Annotated in this window: 21 protein-coding genes; all 21 read right to left on the bottom strand. The window is 45.2% G+C overall.

The features are described from left to right. Positions 1–3 precede the first annotated feature (3 nt). The 21 genes from atpD to OJ16_RS09070 all read right to left on the bottom strand — a co-directional run bounded on the left by atpD (position 4) and on the right by OJ16_RS09070 (position 18,198). Entirely contained in the window at positions 4–1,407 is a 1,404-nt protein-coding gene (gene atpD, locus OJ16_RS09165) for a F0F1 ATP synthase subunit beta (RefSeq protein ID WP_040989673.1), read from the bottom strand. A 35-nt stretch (positions 1,408–1,442) separates the two neighbouring features. Then, on the bottom strand, positions 1,443–2,309 hold the full coding sequence (gene atpG / locus OJ16_RS09160; protein ID WP_040989671.1) for a F0F1 ATP synthase subunit gamma: 867 nt from the start codon (positions 2,307–2,309) through the stop codon (positions 1,443–1,445). A 42-nt stretch (positions 2,310–2,351) separates the two neighbouring features. Next, positions 2,352–3,893, bottom strand: coding sequence for a F0F1 ATP synthase subunit alpha (gene atpA / locus OJ16_RS09155; protein ID WP_040989669.1), 1,542 nt, complete (start codon positions 3,891–3,893; stop codon positions 2,352–2,354). A 13-nt stretch (positions 3,894–3,906) separates the two neighbouring features. After that, positions 3,907–4,440 carry a F0F1 ATP synthase subunit delta gene (gene atpH, locus OJ16_RS09150; RefSeq protein WP_040989667.1) on the bottom strand — a complete coding sequence of 178 codons (534 nt, stop codon included), beginning with the start codon at positions 4,438–4,440 and terminating at the stop codon, positions 3,907–3,909. Between the two features lie 14 nt (positions 4,441–4,454). Further along, a complete protein-coding gene (atpF, locus tag OJ16_RS09145; protein ID WP_040989665.1) occupies positions 4,455–4,925 on the bottom strand; it encodes a F0F1 ATP synthase subunit B in 471 nt (156 codons plus the stop codon). A gap of 56 nt (positions 4,926–4,981) precedes the next feature. Beyond that, positions 4,982–5,239 carry a F0F1 ATP synthase subunit C gene (atpE, locus tag OJ16_RS09140; RefSeq protein ID WP_005372317.1) on the bottom strand — a complete coding sequence of 86 codons (258 nt, stop codon included), beginning with the start codon at positions 5,237–5,239 and terminating at the stop codon, positions 4,982–4,984. Positions 5,240–5,296: 57 nt separating this feature from the next. Then, on the bottom strand, positions 5,297–6,109 hold the full coding sequence (gene atpB / locus OJ16_RS09135; protein WP_040989653.1) for a F0F1 ATP synthase subunit A: 813 nt from the start codon (positions 6,107–6,109) through the stop codon (positions 5,297–5,299). 8 nt (positions 6,110–6,117) lie between these two features. Next, entirely contained in the window at positions 6,118–6,507 is a 390-nt protein-coding gene (locus tag OJ16_RS09130) for a F0F1 ATP synthase subunit I (RefSeq protein ID WP_040989651.1), read from the bottom strand. Between the two features lie 188 nt (positions 6,508–6,695). After that, on the bottom strand, positions 6,696–7,577 hold the full coding sequence (locus tag OJ16_RS09125) for a ParB/RepB/Spo0J family partition protein (RefSeq protein ID WP_040989649.1): 882 nt from the start codon (positions 7,575–7,577) through the stop codon (positions 6,696–6,698). A 28-nt stretch (positions 7,578–7,605) separates the two neighbouring features. Further along, entirely contained in the window at positions 7,606–8,379 is a 774-nt protein-coding gene (locus OJ16_RS09120; protein WP_040989647.1) for a ParA family protein, read from the bottom strand. Between the two features lie 14 nt (positions 8,380–8,393). Then, complete coding sequence (gene rsmG / locus OJ16_RS09115; protein WP_040989645.1) at positions 8,394–9,026, bottom strand: 16S rRNA (guanine(527)-N(7))-methyltransferase RsmG; 633 nt, start codon at positions 9,024–9,026, stop codon at positions 8,394–8,396. Further along, a complete protein-coding gene (mnmG, locus tag OJ16_RS09110; protein WP_040989644.1) occupies positions 9,026–10,921 on the bottom strand; it encodes a tRNA uridine-5-carboxymethylaminomethyl(34) synthesis enzyme MnmG in 1,896 nt (631 codons plus the stop codon). The genes rsmG and mnmG overlap by 1 nt, the downstream gene beginning before the upstream one ends. Before the next feature lie 472 nt (positions 10,922–11,393). Continuing rightward, positions 11,394–11,828 carry an FMN-binding protein MioC gene (mioC, locus tag OJ16_RS09105; protein ID WP_040989642.1) on the bottom strand — a complete coding sequence of 145 codons (435 nt, stop codon included), beginning with the start codon at positions 11,826–11,828 and terminating at the stop codon, positions 11,394–11,396. Positions 11,829–11,897: 69 nt separating this feature from the next. Then, positions 11,898–13,259, bottom strand: coding sequence for a tRNA uridine-5-carboxymethylaminomethyl(34) synthesis GTPase MnmE (mnmE, locus tag OJ16_RS09100; protein ID WP_040989640.1), 1,362 nt, complete (start codon positions 13,257–13,259; stop codon positions 11,898–11,900). A gap of 118 nt (positions 13,260–13,377) precedes the next feature. Further along, the gene (gene yidC, locus OJ16_RS09095; protein ID WP_040989638.1) at positions 13,378–14,997 is read right to left on the bottom strand and encodes a membrane protein insertase YidC; all 1,620 of its coding nucleotides are present in this window, start codon (positions 14,995–14,997) and stop codon (positions 13,378–13,380) included. 2 nt (positions 14,998–14,999) lie between these two features. Beyond that, positions 15,000–15,257, bottom strand: coding sequence for a membrane protein insertion efficiency factor YidD (gene yidD / locus OJ16_RS19765; RefSeq protein ID WP_082030228.1), 258 nt, complete (start codon positions 15,255–15,257; stop codon positions 15,000–15,002). After that, positions 15,224–15,547: a ribonuclease P protein component gene (gene rnpA, locus OJ16_RS09090; RefSeq protein WP_236688393.1), complete on the bottom strand. Its 324-nt coding sequence runs from the start codon at positions 15,545–15,547 to the stop codon at positions 15,224–15,226. The genes yidD and rnpA overlap by 34 nt, the downstream gene beginning before the upstream one ends. A gap of 46 nt (positions 15,548–15,593) precedes the next feature. Beyond that, positions 15,594–15,728 carry a 50S ribosomal protein L34 gene (rpmH, locus tag OJ16_RS09085; RefSeq protein ID WP_005378825.1) on the bottom strand — a complete coding sequence of 45 codons (135 nt, stop codon included), beginning with the start codon at positions 15,726–15,728 and terminating at the stop codon, positions 15,594–15,596. Between the two features lie 227 nt (positions 15,729–15,955). Further along, positions 15,956–16,693, bottom strand: a complete 738-nt coding sequence (locus OJ16_RS09080; protein ID WP_040989599.1) for an amino acid ABC transporter ATP-binding protein — start codon at positions 16,691–16,693, stop codon at positions 15,956–15,958. After that, positions 16,690–17,361, bottom strand: coding sequence for an amino acid ABC transporter permease (locus tag OJ16_RS09075; RefSeq protein ID WP_040989597.1), 672 nt, complete (start codon positions 17,359–17,361; stop codon positions 16,690–16,692). Before OJ16_RS09075 ends, OJ16_RS09080 begins: the two co-directional genes overlap by 4 nt. A 78-nt stretch (positions 17,362–17,439) precedes the next feature. Beyond that, positions 17,440–18,198 carry an amino acid ABC transporter substrate-binding protein gene (locus OJ16_RS09070; RefSeq protein WP_040989595.1) on the bottom strand — a complete coding sequence of 253 codons (759 nt, stop codon included), beginning with the start codon at positions 18,196–18,198 and terminating at the stop codon, positions 17,440–17,442. Positions 18,199–18,518: the final 320 nt, after the last annotated feature.

The raw sequence follows: 18,518 nt of genomic DNA, 5'->3' as shown, positions 1-18,518 counted from the left end.
GCCTTACAGCTTCTTAGCCTTCTCAATCGCATCGTCAATCGTACCGCAGTACATAAACGCTTGCTCTGGGATATCATCGTATTCACCAGCTAGTAGACCTTTGAAGCCACGTAGAGTCTCTTTTAGAGATACGTAAACGCCAGGGTCACCAGTAAATACTTCCGCTACGTGGTAAGGCTGTGTTAGGAAACGTTCAATCTTACGTGCACGCGATACAACTTGCTTATCTGACTCAGATAGCTCGTCCATACCTAGGATCGCAATGATATCTTTCAGCTCTTTATAGCGCTGAAGTGTCTGCTGAACGCCACGAGCAGTGTCGTAGTGATCTTGACCAACGACCAATGGATCTAGCATACGTGATGTAGAATCTAGTGGGTCGATCGCAGGGTATAGACCCATTGCAGCGATGTTACGGTTAAGTACAACCGTTGCATCCAAGTGCGCGAACGTAGTTGCTGGAGACGGGTCAGTCAAGTCATCCGCAGGTACGTATACCGCCTGTACAGACGTGATAGAACCTTGACGAGTTGACGTGATACGCTCTTGAAGTACACCCATTTCTTCAGCAAGTGTCGGCTGGTAGCCTACCGCTGATGGCATACGACCTAGCAGTGCCGATACTTCTGTTCCCGCAAGGGTGTAACGGTAGATGTTATCGATGAACAATAGTACGTCACGACCTTCGTCACGGAAACGTTCTGCCATCGTTAGGCCCGTCAGTGCAACACGTAGACGGTTGCCTGGTGGCTCGTTCATCTGACCGTAAACCATTGCTACTTTTGATTCTTCAGGTTTTTCGATGTTTACAACACCTGCTTCCTGCATTTCAAAGTAGAAATCGTTACCTTCACGAGTACGCTCACCAACACCAGCAAACACAGATAGACCTGAGTGCTGTAGTGCGATGTTGTTGATAAGTTCCATCATGTTAACGGTCTTACCTACACCTGCACCACCGAATAGACCGATTTTACCACCCTTAGCGAATGGACAAATCAAGTCGATTACTTTAACACCGGTTTCTAGAAGTGCTGTCTCGTTTGATTGCTCTTCGTAGCTTGGTGCTTCACGGTGGATAGAGTAAAGCTCTTCCGCACCGATTTCACCACGCTCATCAATCGCGTCCCCAAGAACGTTCATGATACGACCTAGGGTTTTAGTCCCTACTGGTACTGAAATTGGAGCGCCAGTATTTACAACTTCAACTCCGCGACGTAAACCATCTGAGCTACCCATTACGATACAACGAACTATGCCACCGCCTAGCTGTTGTTGAACTTCAAGAACTAAACGCTCTTTTGATTCCGTAACGTTTAGAGCGTCATATACACTAGGTACATCGCTCTGTGGGAACTCTACGTCGACTACCGCACCGATGATCTGTACGATCTTACCTGTAGCCATCGTTAATCCTCTAAACTATTTCGTTTAACCTAAGCTTAAACCGCTGCCGCACCTGATACGATTTCAGACAGTTCTTGTGTAATCGCAGCCTGACGGGCTTTGTTATACACCAGTTCCAAATCATCAATCAGGTCACTCGCGTTATCCGTTGCAGCTTTCATCGCAATCATTCGAGCCGCTTGCTCACAAGCAAGGTTCTCGACGACACCCTGATAAACCTGTGACTCTACGTAACGCACTAGAAGTGTGTCCAATAGAGGCTTTGGCTCAGGCTCATAGATATAATCCCATGAGTGCTCACGCTGCATCTCTTCGCTGTCCGATTTAGGCAAAGGTAGCAATTGATCGATCGTTGGTTGCTGAATCATGGTGTTTACAAACTTGTTGTAAACCACATACAGGCGATCCAGTTCACCTTCATCGTATTTCTTAAGCATGACGCTAACAGAACCGATAAGGTCTTCAAGACTTGGGTTATCACCCAAACCTGAAACCTGAGCAGCCACTTTCGCGCCACTACTCTTGAAGAAAGCCGTTGCTTTCGAACCGACAACCGCCAGTTCTACTTCCGCACCTTTCTCTTTCCAAGATTGCATGTCTGTTAAGGCATTTTTAAACACGTTAATGTTCAAGCCGCCACACAAACCACGGTCTGTCGAAATGATGATGTAACCAACACGCTTAGCTTCACGCTCTTCTAAGTACGGATGACGGTACTCTAGATTTGCATTAGCCACATGACCGATCACTTTACGCATTGTTTCAGCATATGGACGAGATGCTTCCATTGCGTCTTGAGAACGACGCATTTTTGAAGCGGCTACCATTTCCATAGCTTTCGTAATTTTCTGCGTGCTTTTAACACTACCGATTTTATTACGTATCTCTTTTGCGCCGGCCATCGTTACTCTCCATTAGTTGGTGGCATTACTGCCACCGACCTATTACCAAGTTTGGGTTGCTTTGAAGTCGTCTGTCAGTGTTTTCAACTGAGCTTCAACTTCATCGTTGTAAGCACCCGTCTTGTCAATCTCAGCTGCAAATTCAGCATATTGACTGCGAGCATACGATAGTAGAGCAGCTTCAAAATCGAGCAGTTTGTTGATTTCAACATCTGCCAAGTAGCCGCGCTCTGCCGCAAAGATCACTAGCGCTTGGTCAAACACAGACATCGGAGCATATTGTTTCTGCTTCATCAGTTCTGTTACTTTTTGACCGTGGTCTAGCTGCTTTTTCGTTGCGTCATCAAGATCAGACGAGAACTGAGCGAATGCCGCTAGTTCACGGTACTGAGCTAGTGCAGTACGGATACCGCCAGATAGCTTCTTGATGATTTTTGTCTGCGCTGAACCACCTACACGAGATACTGAGATACCTGGGTCAACCGCTGGACGTACGCCCGCGTTGAATAGCTCAGTTTGTAGGAAGATCTGACCATCGGTAATCGAAATTACGTTAGTCGGTACGAATGCTGAAACGTCACCTGCTTGAGTTTCGATGATAGGAAGCGCAGTTAAAGAACCGGTCTTACCTTTCACTTCACCATTAGTGAAACGCTCTACATACTCTTCGTTTACACGAGCAGCACGCTCTAGTAGACGCGAGTGAAGGTAGAATACGTCACCAGGGAATGCCTCACGGCCAGGTGGTCGTTTTAGTAGTAGCGAGATTTGACGGTAAGCGACCGCTTGCTTAGATAGGTCATCGTAAACAATCAGTGCATCTTCACCGCGATCGCGGAAGTATTCACCCATCGCACAACCTGCGTATGGCGCTAGATATTGTAGCGCTGCAGATTCAGAAGCAGATGCCACAACCACAATCGTGTTTGCTAGTGCGCCGTGCTCTTCTAGTTTGCGAACCACGTTAGCGATAGTCGATGCTTTCTGACCGATTGCTACGTAGATTGAGAAAATACCAGAGTTTTTCTGGTTGATGATTGCATCGATCGCCATCGCTGTTTTACCAGTCTGACGGTCACCGATAACAAGCTCACGCTGACCACGACCGATTGGGATCATTGAGTCAACTGACTTGTAACCAGTTTGCACAGGTTGGTCTACCGATTTACGGTCGATTACGCCTGGTGCAATCACTTCTACAGGTGAAGTTAGTTTCGCTTCGATTGGACCTTTACCATCGATAGGCTCACCTAGTGTGTTCACTACGCGACCTAGCAATTCTGGACCAACTGGCACTTCAAGGATGCGGCCAGTACCTGTAACTTTCATGCCTTCCTTAAGGTCAGCAAATGGGCCCATTACAACCGCACCAACCGAGTCACGCTCAAGGTTAAGTGCTAGTGCATAACGGCCACCCGGTAATTCAATCATTTCACCTTGCATCACGTCCGCTAGGCCGTGAATGCGGATGATACCGTCGCTTACCGATACGATAGTACCTTCGTTGCGAGCTTCACTAACAACATCGAAAGATTCGATACGTTGTTTGATTAGATCGCTAATTTCAGTGGAATTAAGTTGCATGCTCCAATCCCCATTAAGACTGCAATGCATCGCCCAGACGGTTCAAACGACCGCGTGCTGAGTTATCGATGACTAAGTCTCCGGCTCGAATTATTACCCCACCAAGTAGGGCCTGATCTACACTGCAATTCAGCTTTACTTTGCGTGCTAAACGCACTTCAAGTTTGCTACTGATATTTGCACGCTGCTCACTAGAAAGCTCGAACGCTGAAATCACTTCAACATCGATTTCTTTCTCGTGCTCTTTCTTCAAAGCGAAGAATTGCGCGCTGACATCAGGAAGGGCCTTTAAACGACCATTCTCAGCCATTACCTGTAGCAGGTTTTGACCGTGTGCATTAACTTGCTCGCCGCAAATCGCAACAAATATCTCGGCTAATTTCTCAGCAGACATAGAGCTGCTTAACAGCTCTTTTACTTGTTGGTTCTTAGCAACTTCAGCGGCAAAAGATAACATTTGACCCCATTGGTCTAGTTGATCTTTTTCCACTGCAAAGTCGAAAGCTGCTTTAGCATAGGGGCGTGCGATAGTAGTCAAATCAGACATATGCGCCCCCAGACTTAAAGTTTTGCAGTAATGTTGTCGAGAATATCTTTTTGCGCTTCTATATCAATAGAACGCTCAAGGATTTTCTCAGCACCAGCGACAGCCAGAGTCGCAACTTGTTTACGCAGGTCATCGCGCGCACGGTTACGTTCAGCTTCAATTTCTGCTTCCGCTTGAGTAAGAATGTTCTGGCGTTCTGCCTGAGCTTCTTCACGAGCTTCATCAAGAATTTGAGCTTTACGCTTGTTCGCTTGCTCAATGATCTCAGTTGCTGTGCGCTTCGCTTCTTTCAATTGATCAGAAGCGTTGGCTTGTGCCAGGTTCAAGTCTTTAGACGCTCGTTCTGCCGCTTGTAGACCGTCAGCAATTTTCTTCTGACGTTCTTCAATAGCGCTCATCAATGGCGGCCATACATATTTCATGCAGAACCACACAAATAGAGCAAACGAGATTGCTTGACCTAGCAGAGTTGCGTTCATATTCACAACAGCTACTCCCTTTTAAGAATCAACTACAAAAATACAATTAACAGAATTGTTAATTAGCCTGCTAGTTGACCCACAAATGGGTTTGCGAACGTGAACAGTAGCGCGATTACGATACCGATCATTGGAACCGCATCAAGTAGACCAGCGATGATGAACATCTTAACTTGTAGCATCGGAGCCATTTCTGGTTGACGTGCTGCACCTTCAAGGAATTTACCACCAAGAAGTGCGAAACCAATCGCTGTACCAAGAGAAGCAAGACCGACGATAATACCTACGGCGATTGCAGAAAAGCTCAGTAAAGTTTCCATTACTATCTCCAATTTATAGTTGTTGGCTTATGTGCCCAAATAAAAAGCTTAAAAAAATTAATGATCACTATCTTCGTGTGCCATTGATAGATAAACAATGCTTAACATCATGAACACGAATGCTTGAATCGTAATTACCAAAATATGGAAAATTGCCCATGGTAATGAGCCCATCCATTGTAAGTACCATGGTAGCATTGCCGCACAAAGGATGAATACAACCTCACCTGCAAACATGTTACCGAATAAACGCATACCAAGTGATAGCGGTTTCGCAAGCAGCGATACCACTTCAATCAGTAAGTTAAACGGAATCATTACTGGGTGATTGAATGGATGTAAAGCCAATTCCTTTGCAAAGCCACCTAGACCTTTCACTTTGATGCTGTAGTAAATCATCAGAGCGAATACGCCTAGTGCCATAGCCATGGTGATGTTCACATCAGCTGAAGGGACCACTTTCAAATAAGGGATTCCAAGCCAATGCTCTGCTGGGTAAGGTAAGAAATCGATCGGAACTAAGTCCATCACGTTCATTAAAAATACCCAACAAAAGATAGTTAGTGCTAAAGGCGCTATCAGAGGGTTGCGTCCATGGAACGTGTCTTTGACGTTTTCCGCGACAAATTCTACGATCATTTCTACAGCACACTGAAGCTTACCTGGTACACCTACTGTTGCTTTCTTTGCTACCTTGTAAAAGATTCCTAAGAAAATTAAACCGGTAAACCAAGAAAAAAACAGGCTATCGATATGTACATTCCAGAAGCTTGCTTCTTCCGCTACCAACCCTAACTTAGCTAAAGACAGGTTAGAGAGGTGGTGGGCAATATATCCGGATTGTGTTAGCGCTTCACCTGGCGCAGCCATAACTCATCCTATTTATTGTTGTTAATGAATAGCACTGGCGCACAGATATTAATACCTAGAGCCAGTAAATAGGTTAGTTTAAGGGGAACAAGTTCCACCTGTATATACATGTAGACAAGAGAAAAAAGAACAACTGTGATCAGGATTTTAAGCGCTTCACCCGTAAAAAAGGATGCTGCTACTTTCTTTGCCGCACGCGCTCCGCTGAAAGCAAAAGCACATAGAGCAAACACCGCATTCGCAATAACAAAAATGCTACCACCAATCAGTGCTGAAAGACCCCATTCAACATTCACAGTCGCAGCCATTCCCGCCGCCACTAATGTAACCGCGCCAAGCTGGATCATTAACAATTGCTTAGCAAGCTCTCGTCCTGGTCTAGCCAACGCAGCTACCATGTATTCGTACCTCGAGTAAAATCCACAGCAACACTTCCTAACTGCTGGGGAAATTGGAAAAAATTATACGGTGAGTCGAACTGAATGCAATGAAAACACAGCAAAAAGTTACAATTTTGTTTACAAACCGACAACTTTCACACAAAATTTCGTTATTTGCATAAATTGATTGAGATCAATTATCTCATTTACCGTTCTAGCTTGGCAATGAGTTGCGTTAGCTTTTCAGGTTCGTCGATATTAATCGTAACCTTGGTTTTGCCGTTATTAGAACGAACAATTGACACTTTTGCACCCAACATTTCACTCAATTTATGTGACATATGTTGGATTTTTTCGTCCTGAAACCCTATTTTCGCTTCAACTTGCGGCTCTAAGCACTTTTTCACAAGCTGCTCGGTCTGACGAACCGTTAATTGTTTGCGCGCAATATGTTCAGCAATCTCAACTTGCTGTAACCCTTCTAGAGCCAATAACGCTCTAGCATGCCCCATATCGAGCTTTTTAGCAGAAACAAGACTCTTTACGTCATTTTCTAGCTGATTTAGACGTAATATGTTACTCACCGCGGCTCTAGATTTACCAATAACGTCAGCAACCTGTTGATGAGTCAACGAAAATTCATTCTGCAAGCGCTCTAATGCTTGTGCTTCTTCGATGACATTCAGATCTTCACGCTGAATATTTTCGATCAACGCCATCGCGATCGCCGCACGATCTTCAACGCGTTTGATCAAACACGGCACTTGGCTGAGACCGGCTTTTTTCGCTGCTCGCCAACGTCTTTCACCCGCGATAATTTCATAACGGCCATGCTCAACCATGCGAACCACAATGGGTTGGATGATGCCTTGTGATTCAATTGAAGCCGCTAGTTCTTCTAACGCTTCAGGATGAATCTCTTTACGCGGTTGATAAACACCTGGGCGCAAACTGCTCACATTCAATTCGGTCAACTCACCATTGCTAGACAAAGCTTGGCTATTGATGGCGGATTGCTGCCTTTCGCGCGCCAGTGAACTGGTCGAAAGCAGAGCATCAAGCCCTTTACCTAAACCACGGTTAGACATGAGTTTACGTTCCTTAAATGTTGATGATTTATGCAGGTACTTCTTCGCGACGCAACATTTCACCCGCCAACGCTAAATACGCTTTGGCGCCACTAGAATACTTGTCGTAATACATCGCAGGCTTACCATGGCTTGGGGCTTCTGCGAGACGAACGTTGCGAGGAATAACAGTGCGGTACACTTTGCTGCCAAAGTGTTTTTTCAATTGATCGGATACTTCATTTGATAACCGGTTTCGAGGGTCGTACATAGTACGTAATAGCCCTTCGATTTTCAGGTTCTCATTCACCACAGCCGCGAGCTTGCTGATGGTATCCATTAACGCAGTTAAACCTTCTAGTGCAAAGTACTCACACTGCATTGGCACCAACACGGAATCCGCAGCTGCCATTGCATTGATTGTAAGAAGGTTTAGAGAAGGAGGACAATCGATAAAGATGAAATCATAGTTATCGCGAACCGATGCAAGCGCTTGCTTTAAGCGTACTTCGCGAGCAAACACTTCCATCAATTTTATTTCTGCCGCCGTTACGTCGCCATTGGCGGCAATAAGATCGTAGTGACCTGAGGTTTTCGTGACGACGACCTCTTCAAACGGCACGTCTTCAACCAACAATTCATAAGCGGTGGCATCGACTTGATACTTATCGACCCCACTCGCCATTGTTGCATTGCCTTGTGGGTCAAGGTCAATAACCAGTACCTTGCGCTTAGTCGCCGCCATAGAGGACGCTAAGTTAACACAAGTCGTTGTTTTCCCAACACCGCCCTTCTGATTGGCAATGGCTACAATTTTTCCCACGATCTACCTCGCTATTATTCCTTGCGCGATAAGATTACTAGATGACGCTCACCTTCCAATTGAGGAACTTGTAAAGGTTTGACATCAGTCACATAACACCACTCAGGCAGTTCTGAAATCTCATCCTGTGATAATTGACCTTTTAATGCCAAGAAGCGACCTGTTTGATCTTTGGGTAGGTGGTGACACCACTCAACCATATCGACCATTGAAGCAAAGGCGCGGCTTAGTACACCATCAAACTTGTCTTCAGGTAGATAGTCTTCCACTCGACTTTGAATCGGCGTCACGTTTTCAATTTTAAGTTCATGAATCACTTGTTTAATGAATCGAATACGTTTTCCAAGGCTATCTAACAAATGAAATTCTTTGTCAGGGCACATGATGGATAGAGGAATACCAGGTAAACCAGGGCCAGTACCCACATCAATAAAGCGCTCACCTTCTAGATGAGTACTCACAATGATGCTATCGAGAATATGTTTCACCAACATTTCCTCTGGATTACGGACTGAGGTTAAGTTGTATGCTTTGTTCCATTTATTTAGCATCTCAACGTAACCAACCAATTGATTACGTTGAATATCGGTAACGGTTAAATCCGTTTGAGCGATAAGTTCATCCAGTTTTTGACGCAGTAGAGACATTACGCTTCCTCGCCTTTTTTCAATAGGCCATGTTTTTTTAAGTGCACAAGCAAAATAGAAATGGCCGCCGGCGTAATGCCAGAAATACGAGAAGCGATACCAATACTTTCTGGTTTCGCGTCGTTCAATTTCAGTACGACTTCATTCGATAGACCTTTCACATCACGGTATTCAAGATCAAGTGGCAACTTTGTGCTCTCATGACGAAGTGATTTCTCGACTTCTTCTTGTTGGCGTTTGATGTAACCATCGTATTTAACTTGAATTTCAACTTGCTCTGCCGCTTGTTGATCTTCGAGTGCAGGAGAAAACGCAGCCAACTGAGTCAATTGTGCATACGTCATTTCAGGGCGACGCAAAAGATCTTCACCACTGGCTTCACGCGCCATCGGTGTTTTTAATAACTGGTTAAGCGCATCGATACCGGTTGAATTTGGGTTCATCCACGTATCTTTCAAACGTTGACGCTCGGTCGTCATGTTTTCCACTTTTTCGTTGAAGCGTGCCCAACGAGCATCATCAACAAGACCAAGTTCACGCGCTTTTTCAGTTAGACGTAGATCGGCATTGTCTTCACGAAGCAACAAACGGTATTCCGCTCGTGACGTAAACATGCGGTACGGTTCTTTGGTACCCATGGTGGATAAATCGTCGATCAATACACCCACGTAAGCTTCATCACGACGTGGACTCCAGCCTTCTTTGTCTTGGCTAAACAAGCTTGCATTCAAACCTGCCATCAAACCTTGCGCAGCCGCTTCTTCGTAGCCAGTTGTGCCGTTAATTTGACCTGCAAAGAATAAACCACTGATAAACTTCGTTTCGTAAGTATGTTTCAGATCGCGAGGATCAAAGAAATCGTACTCGATGGCATAACCTGGACGCACAATATGCGCGTTCTCAAAGCCTTTCATTGAACGAACGATTTGCACTTGAACATCAAACGGTAAGCTGGTGGAGATACCATTTGGGTACAATTCGTGGGTGGTTAACCCTTCTGGTTCAATGAAGATTTGGTGGCTATTTTTATCCGCAAAACGCATGACTTTGTCTTCGATAGACGGACAGTAGCGCGGGCCAATACCTTCAATCACGCCGGCATACATTGGGCTGCGATCGAGGTTGTTACGGATCACGTCATGTGTACGCTCATTGGTATGAGTAATAAAACATGGCGTCTGACGTGGGTGCTGCGTGCGAGAACCCATGAACGAGAATACTGGGGTTGGATTGTCACCGTGTTGCACTTCCAGAACCGAAAAATCGACACTGCGGGCATCGATACGTGGTGGTGTTCCGGTTTTTAAGCGATCAACACGGAATGGCATATCGCGAAGACGATCCGCCAGCGCGATCGATGGAGGATCGCCTGCGCGGCCTCCTGCGCTGCTTTCCATCCCAATGTGGATCTTTCCACCAAGGAAGGTACCAACGGTCAATACAACGGCTTTGGCGCGGAATTTAAGGCCCATCTGAGTGACAACACCGGTCACACGATCGTTTTCAACCATAAGATCGTCGACAGATTGCTGGAACAGCGTCAGGTTCGGTGTGTTTTCTAAAACATTACGAACAAACGCTTTGTACAAAGCACGATCGGCTTGAGCGCGAGTTGCGCGTACGGCTGGACCTTTAGATGCATTCAAAGTGCGAAATTGAATACCAGCGTGATCAATGGCTTGTGCCATTAATCCACCCATTGCATCGACTTCTTTGACAAGGTGCCCTTTACCGATACCACCAATGGCAGGGTTACAAGACATTTGACCTAATGTGTCAATGTTATGCGTGAGTAAGAGGGTTTTTTGCCCTGTACGCGCTGATGCGAGTGCGGCTTCCGTTCCTGCGTGACCGCCACCAACAACGATGACGTCAAAGTTTTCGTGATAAAGCATGAACTGACCTCTGGTATTCAAGAAAATTCGGACAGATAAAAGAGCGATATTCTACCCGTTTTCATGTAGAGAGAAAAAGGCTTTTGTGTTTTTTAAGTTTAGTGCCCGAAGTTAATATATATAAGATCTATATATATGATCTTTTATTAGATCTATTATTAGGATCGACGAACTCTGTGGATAAGTGAGAAATGATCAACAAGATCATGGATCTTTTGATGATCATATACTGTGATCTTGTGTTGATCAGTTTGAGGATTTCCTGGGATCAAAATGGCTACTTATACACAGGGGTAGGAAACGATCAAAGTTGTTATTGGGATAACTATAGGTTAATCACCGGATAACACTATAGTTATACACAGTTCGTTTGTTCGTTTTTTGTTCGGTCAAACATGCGTAACATGACTTTTTCTATCCACAGATGTAAAAAAGGCCAGCGAACGCTGGCCTAAGAAAAGTAAATCATGGCTTACAATTGGTGAATATACTGCTCTAACCAAGCTTCTGCGGCATCTTCTGGCACTGAATGTGCGAGTATATCGATGGTAAAACAATCAGAAATGGCCTCAGTACCGATATCTAACAGCAATTCATGGGCATGTTTCCCAGCTGCGCAAAAGGTATCGTAACTCGAATCACCAATGGCTAAGACCGCAAATTTCACACTGGCCATGTTCGGTGGTGTTGATTGTAGCGCTTGAATTAACGGTCGAATGTTATCTGGATAGTCACCGGCACCGTGGGTAGAGGTAATGATCAACCAGGTGCCGTTGGCCTCAATTTCGTTCAATTGTGGTTGGTTGTGGATCGTCGTTTCAAAGCCTTTTTCTATCAACAAATCACTAAGATGATCGCCCACGTATTCCGCACCACCTAATGTGCTACCCGTAATGATGTGAATCATTCAAATTCCCTTATTAAAAATCTATGCATAGATTAATAAAAACGCGCCAATAAGGCGCGTTCTTGGTGTTTATTTTCCGATACAGAAGGAAGAAAAGATGCGTCCGAGCAAATCATCAGAGCTAAATTCACCGGTAATTTCGTTGAGGTGTTGCTGGGCAATACGCAGTTCTTCAGCCAGTATCTCTCCAGCCATATAGCCTTCGAGTTGCTGTTGGCCTATATCAAGATGGTCTGCTGCCTTTTCGAGTGCTTCTAAGTGACGACGACGCGCCATAAAGCCACCTTCGTGACCGCCAGCAAAGCCCATGCATTCTTTTAGGTGCGTGCGTAGAGCATCCAGGCCGTGCCCTGTCTTTGCGGATAGACGGATTAAGGTTGGCGAATTAACGTGGCAAATACCAAGATCTTCACCCGTTTGATCTGCTTTATTACGGATCACGGTCATTCCCATATTATCCGGCAAACGATCAACGAAATCAGGCCAAATTTCTGTCGGATCGGTTGCATCGGTGGTGGTGCCATCGACCATAAATAAAACGCGATCAGCCTGTTTTATTTCATCCCAAGCGCGTTCGATGCCAATTTTTTCGACTTCATCAGACGCATCACGCAGTCCGGCGGTGTCAATAATATGCAATGGCATGCCATCAATATGGATATGTTCACGCAAAACATCACGTGTTGTGCCGGCAATGTCGGTCACAATCGCGGATTCTTTACCTGATAATGCATTCAGTAGGCTTGATTTTCCGGCGTTAGGGCGGCCAGCAATCACTACTTTCATCCCTTCTCGCATTATCGCACCTTGGTTGGCTTCTTGGCGAACGGCAGCAAGATTGTCGATAATCGCTTGTAAGTCCGCAGAGACCTTGCCATCGGCTAGGAAATCAATTTCTTCTTCCGGGAAATCAATCGCGGCTTCAACGTAGATGCGTAAATAGATGAGAGAGTCGACTAAGGTATTAATGCGTTGTGAGAACGCCCCTTGGAGCGATTGTAGAGCGGATTTTGCCGCTTCTTCTGAGCTTGCATCAATTAAGTCAGCGATGGCTTCAGCTTGCGCTAAATCCAACTTATCGTTGAGGAAAGCGCGTTCTGAGAATTCACCCGGACGTGCGGTACGAATCCCTTCAATTTTTAAGATGCGCTTAATCAGCATATCCATAACTACAGGACCACCATGACCTTGCAGCTCTAATACATCTTCGCCTGTGAATGAATGAGGGTTAGGGAAGTAGAGCGCAATACCTTGATCGATTTGGTTGCCGGTTTCGTCGCTAAATGGCAGATATTCCGCGTAACGGGGACGCAGCGCCTTGCCTGCGACTTCAAGTGCCACCTTTTCCGCCAGTGGGCCAGAAACGCGAATAATACCGACACCGCCACGACCAGGTGCGGTAGCTTGAGCGACAATGGTATCTGTAGTCATAAAGAATGCCTGTAATTTAATGTGCCAGTGTTGGCACGACAAAACGTAATTAGCTGAATTGTAATCAGCTCAAATAAAAAAGGCGACCTTTTGGCCGCCTTTTATCTTCGATTAACTCTTACTTAGTATGTAAGCCTTTCTTTTCCAGCGCTTTATAGATTAGCGATTGCTGGATAAGCGTTACAATGTTCGATACCAACCAGTATAGAACAAGACCTGAAGGGAAGAACAGGAAGAAGAAAGTAAACATAACCGGCATAAAGGTCATGATCTTCTGCTGCATTGGGTCTGTAACCGTTGTTGGGCTCATCTTCTGGATTAGGAACATTGAAGCACCCATCAGTAGCGGCAAGATGTAGTACGGGTCTTGCGCTGATAAGTCATGAATCCAACCGAAGAATGGAGAGTGACGAAGCTCAACCGATTCCATTAGTGCCCAGTAAAGTGCAATGAAGATAGGCATCTGTAGAATCAGAGGTAAACAGCCGCCTAGCGGGTTTACTTTCTCTTTCTTGTACATTTCCATCATCTCTTGGCTCATGCGTTGACGGTCATCGCCGATACGCTCACGCATTGCAGCCAGTTTTGGTTGCAGCATGCGCATTTTCGCCATAGAGGTGTATTGCGCTTTTGTTAGTGGGTACATCGCACCACGAACAATGAACGTTAGGAAGATGATTGCCACACCCCAGTTACCCACGAAGCTGTGAATAAATGAAAGCAGTGAGTGAAGTGGTTTTGCAATAAACCATAGCCAACCGTAGTCAACCACAAGGTCTAGATGCGGTGCAACTTCAGCCATTTGAGTTTGTAGTTTAGGACCTACCCAAAGTGTTGCTGTGAAGTTTGCGTTGTCACCATTTGCAATCGTTTTGTTTGGCATGCGTACACCGATATCAGCCAAGTTGCCGATAACACGTGTGTACAAGTTTGTGCCCGCTTCATCACGAGGAATCCACGCCGCTGCAAAGTAATGCTGAATCATCGCTGCCCAACCTTGACCATCAGTCAGGTTAAGAGACAGGTTGCGATCTTGCATATCATCAAAGCTGTATTTTTTATAATTTACATCTTGAGTTGAGTAAGCACCACCGCGGTAAGTTGGCATGGTTAGGCTGCCACCGTCGTCCATTACGTTTTGACGTAAGTGAGCGTACATACCGAACGTTGCATTTGCACCAGAGTTGTTGACAACTTCGTACTCAACATCAACGGCATAGCTACCACGTTTAACGATGATAGTTTTGATGTAATCAATACCGTTTGCAGAGTAAGTCATTGGGATGCGTAGTTCATCTTGACCATCAGCCATGGTAAAGCTGTCTGCGCTTACAGTGTAAGCAGGACGGTTCGTGCTGCTTAAATCGATGCCTTGTGGGCCCACAAGACCACTTTGAGCAATAAATTGGTGGCCAGCTTCGTCTTTCAGTAATTCAAAACGTGCTGTTGAATCCAATTCTGCTGAGTATTGGTTTAGGTCGGCTTGAACAACATCACCACCAACCGCATCAATAGACAGAGTTAATACATCCGTTGTTACAGTAATTATTTTTGCAGCTGCCTGTTGAGATGGCGCTGGGTCAAGCTCATCGGCAAAAGATGGTGCAGGTAGGGAGCTGCTTGATTGAGCCTGTTCAATCGCTTGAGGCGCTGGATTCTTAGCTACATTCCATTGCTGGTAAAGTAGAAAGGACACCAAAGCTAGAGCGATTAACAGGATATTACGTTGAGAATCCATCGTTATTTATCTCTGTCTTGTTTTTGAATTGGTGGAACGGGGTCAAAGCCCCCTTCACTTAGAGGGTGGCATTTTAATAGACGTTTGCTGGATAACCAACATCCTTTTACAAAACCGTGAGCTTTCAACGCTTCTACAGCGTAACTTGAACAAGTTGGATGGAAACGACAGCGTGGTCCGAGAATAGGACTAATGAGACCTTGATAGATTCGGACTACGCCGATAGCTAGCCACGTGATGGGCGAGACAGACGCTGCCATAGCTTTTCGAGTAGGTTGAACATTTCTTCATTGCTTAAATCTTGGGCAGATTTCTTAGCAATTACAACAAAATCTTTGTTTGGAAGTTTATGTTGATGGTTGCGGAAACTTTCACGAGATAAGCGCTTAAAGCGGTTGCGACCAACAGCAGTTTTAATTTGCTTCTTAGGAACAGCTAAACCTAGTCGGGGATGAGATAGGTTATTATTGCGTGCAATGATGGTGAAATGGGGTGAGCCTGCTCGATGAGCTTGCTGGAAGACATTTTGATAATGCTCGGGAGTTAACAAACGTAACTCCCGATTGAACGCGTACGTATTCAAAATAAACTAATGATTATTTTGACAGGCGCGCACGGCCTTTTGCACGACGTGCATTGATAACCTTACGGCCGTTCTTAGTAGCCATGCGTGCACGGAAGCCGTGAGTACGCTTGCGCTTTAGAACTGTAGGTTGAAAAGTGCGTTTCATGATTAATACCTTACTGATCAGTAGTTTTAGGTTCTTTAGTTAACCCGGCGTGGGCATGGAGTCTTCTTTATATATATAGAGGACAACCGACGCCTCTCAACAAAGAGGCGGAATTGTAATCACACTCACAAATTGTGTCAACGACTCATGTGTGTGAAATTCCGCGTCGGGCGATTATACGTAGTGTGAGCAAAATCTCAAGGATCAAACGATCCTTATCTTGATCTTTATTCTACACCGACTTGATTGAGGAATTTCTTCAATCTCGGATCTTGTGGATTATTGAACAGCTCTTGAGGCGATCCTTGTTCAACAATATGCCCCTCTGCCATGAAGATCACGCGATCCGCGACTTCCTTAGCAAATTGCATTTCGTGCGTCACCACCAACATGGTTTGATGTTGTGCGGCGAGTTGTTTCATCAGTTGCAAAACTTCACCGACCCATTCGGGGTCAAGCGCGGAGGTGGGCTCATCAAATAGCAGCAATTCTGGCTGTAATGCCATCGCTCTACCAATCCCAACGCGTTGCTGTTGCCCGCCAGAAAGTGCGGCTGGATAACTATCACCCTTGTCACCAAGTCCAATATTATCAAGTATTTGCTGAGCTTTCTCTAAGGCTTCTGCTTTGTTCCAACCACGTACGGTAATGAGTCCTTCAGCAACGTTTTGTCGTGCTGTCATGTGGGCAAACAGTGCGTAGTTTTGAAACACAAAAGCGGTTTTTCGTCGTAGTGAGAGCACTTCCGCTTTGGTGTGTTTGACACTATCAACCGTGACATCATCGATTTGAATCGATCCCTGATTGGCTTGTTCTAAGAAGTTCACGCAGCGCAATAGCGTTGATTTACCGGTGCCACTAGAGCCGATAATCACGATGATCTCACCTTTGTTTATCTCAAGATTAATGCCCTTTAACACTTCGGTATCACCAAAATGTTTATGAATATTATTTAATCGAATCATCGTAGATAGGCCCTATTTAATTTTACTTCTGCCCATGTTTGTACTCGGGTCAAAATCACCACGACACCCCAATAAATCAGTGCGACGGCTAAAAACGCCTCAAAAAATCGAAAACTGGATGAGGCTTCCATCTGTGCTTTCGCCATAATTTCCGCGACACCTAAGGTAAATGCCAGCGAAGTGGATTTGATCATATCGATGAAATAATTCATCAGTGATGGCAATGCGACTCGCGTTGCTTGCGGTAAGATAATACGTCGCATGGCTTGAGGGGTCGTCATACCGACGGACAAACTGGCTTCCATTTGGCTACGATCGATACCAATAATCGCAGCGCGAATGGTTTCCGCCATGTATGCAGCGAAGTGCAAAGTAAGGCCGATAACGGCAGCGCTAAAAGCATCCACCCCAACCATGATCGGGAAGATTTGGGGGAGGCCGTAGTAAAGTAGGAACAACTGAACTAACAGCGGGGTTCCGCGGAAAAAGCTGATGTAGAGCTGACTGAGTTGATCAAGTACAGGGATTCTAAACACGCGAATATTGGCCAATATGACCGCCAATGTCAGGGCGAAAACCAACCCGAGCGTGGCCATTTCCATTGTCGTACCGAGATATTTAAGCAGGATCGGTATCAGTTCCAGCATGTAGTTAAAATCGAATCCCATAAATTCCTACCTAAAAGAGAAAACAAAAGGTGGAATCAGATTCCACCTTTATCGTTGTTAACGGTGTTGCTGGGGTGCTTAATGAGTGATATCTGCCCCAAACCATTTTTCAGAAATGGTTTTTAAGCTGCCATCGGCACGCATATCAGCTAAAGCTTGGTTTACTTCGCCTTGTAATTGCTTGCCTCGAGCGTTGTCGATAAATGGCCACGCGTTTTCGATGGTTTCAAAGGGTTCGCCAGCCAGTTGCAGCGGCAATCCTGTTTTTTTAATTAATTCCAGCGCGGAAAGGCGATCCATCACAAACGCATCAGCCCGGCCTAATGCCACATCGTGCTCAATACCAGTATCGTACGTTTTAATGTTGATCTGATTGTCGTTGTCAAAACTGCGCAATAGCTGTTCAAAGTTCGATCCTAGGTTGACTGCGACCGTTTTTCCGGCCAGATCATCGACGGATTGAATGGTGTCATTGCCTTTTCGTACGGTAATTTGTGCCCCGTCGACGACATAAGGGTCAGCAAAAAGAAACTTCGCTTGGCGTGCTTCCGTCATGGTGATTTGGTTCGATATTGTATCGATTCGCCCTGTTTCTAATAAGCCAAATAACCCCGAAAAACTCGCCGTAACGTATTCGATTTGATAGCCATTTCGTTGACCGATTTCATCCCATAAATCCACTTCAAATCCTTGTAGCTTGTCTTTTTCCACAAAGGTAAACGGGAAGTAGCGGCCTGACATGCCAACTTTTACTTCTGTGATAGCGGTTTCAGCGGCTTGTACCGTGGCAGCAGAGAGTGCAAATACAGCAATGGCTGCTTTAATCCAGTTTTTCATAGCGAGGCTCCATCTAATTATGGGAATAAATACTACTGTCTAGCAGCTTGATTAGATAAATAACCAAGAGCGATAACCTAGACAGGTTAGTAATAAGTTTATTGTTAGCGGCTTTATTCACAGTACGAACATGCTTTGTTAGACGTTAATCAATCGGTAAAGACGAAGTTGTGGATAACGTAATAAAAAAAACATTCATTCACAGACTTATCACCAAAGTGACGATCTGCGCTAAATAGGCAAAATGTGGATCAAATTGTGGGTAAGACAGGGATGAGGTGTGATGATCTCGCGAATAATGGCAGAAAAATTGTGAATAA

Origin of the sequence: Vibrio renipiscarius, from assembly GCF_000827885.1 — a bacterium.
Classification (GTDB): Bacteria; Pseudomonadota; Gammaproteobacteria; order Enterobacterales; family Vibrionaceae; genus Vibrio; species Vibrio renipiscarius.
The sequence above is the reverse complement of the archived record's forward strand: the minus strand, read 5'-3'. Positions and strand labels throughout refer to the sequence as shown.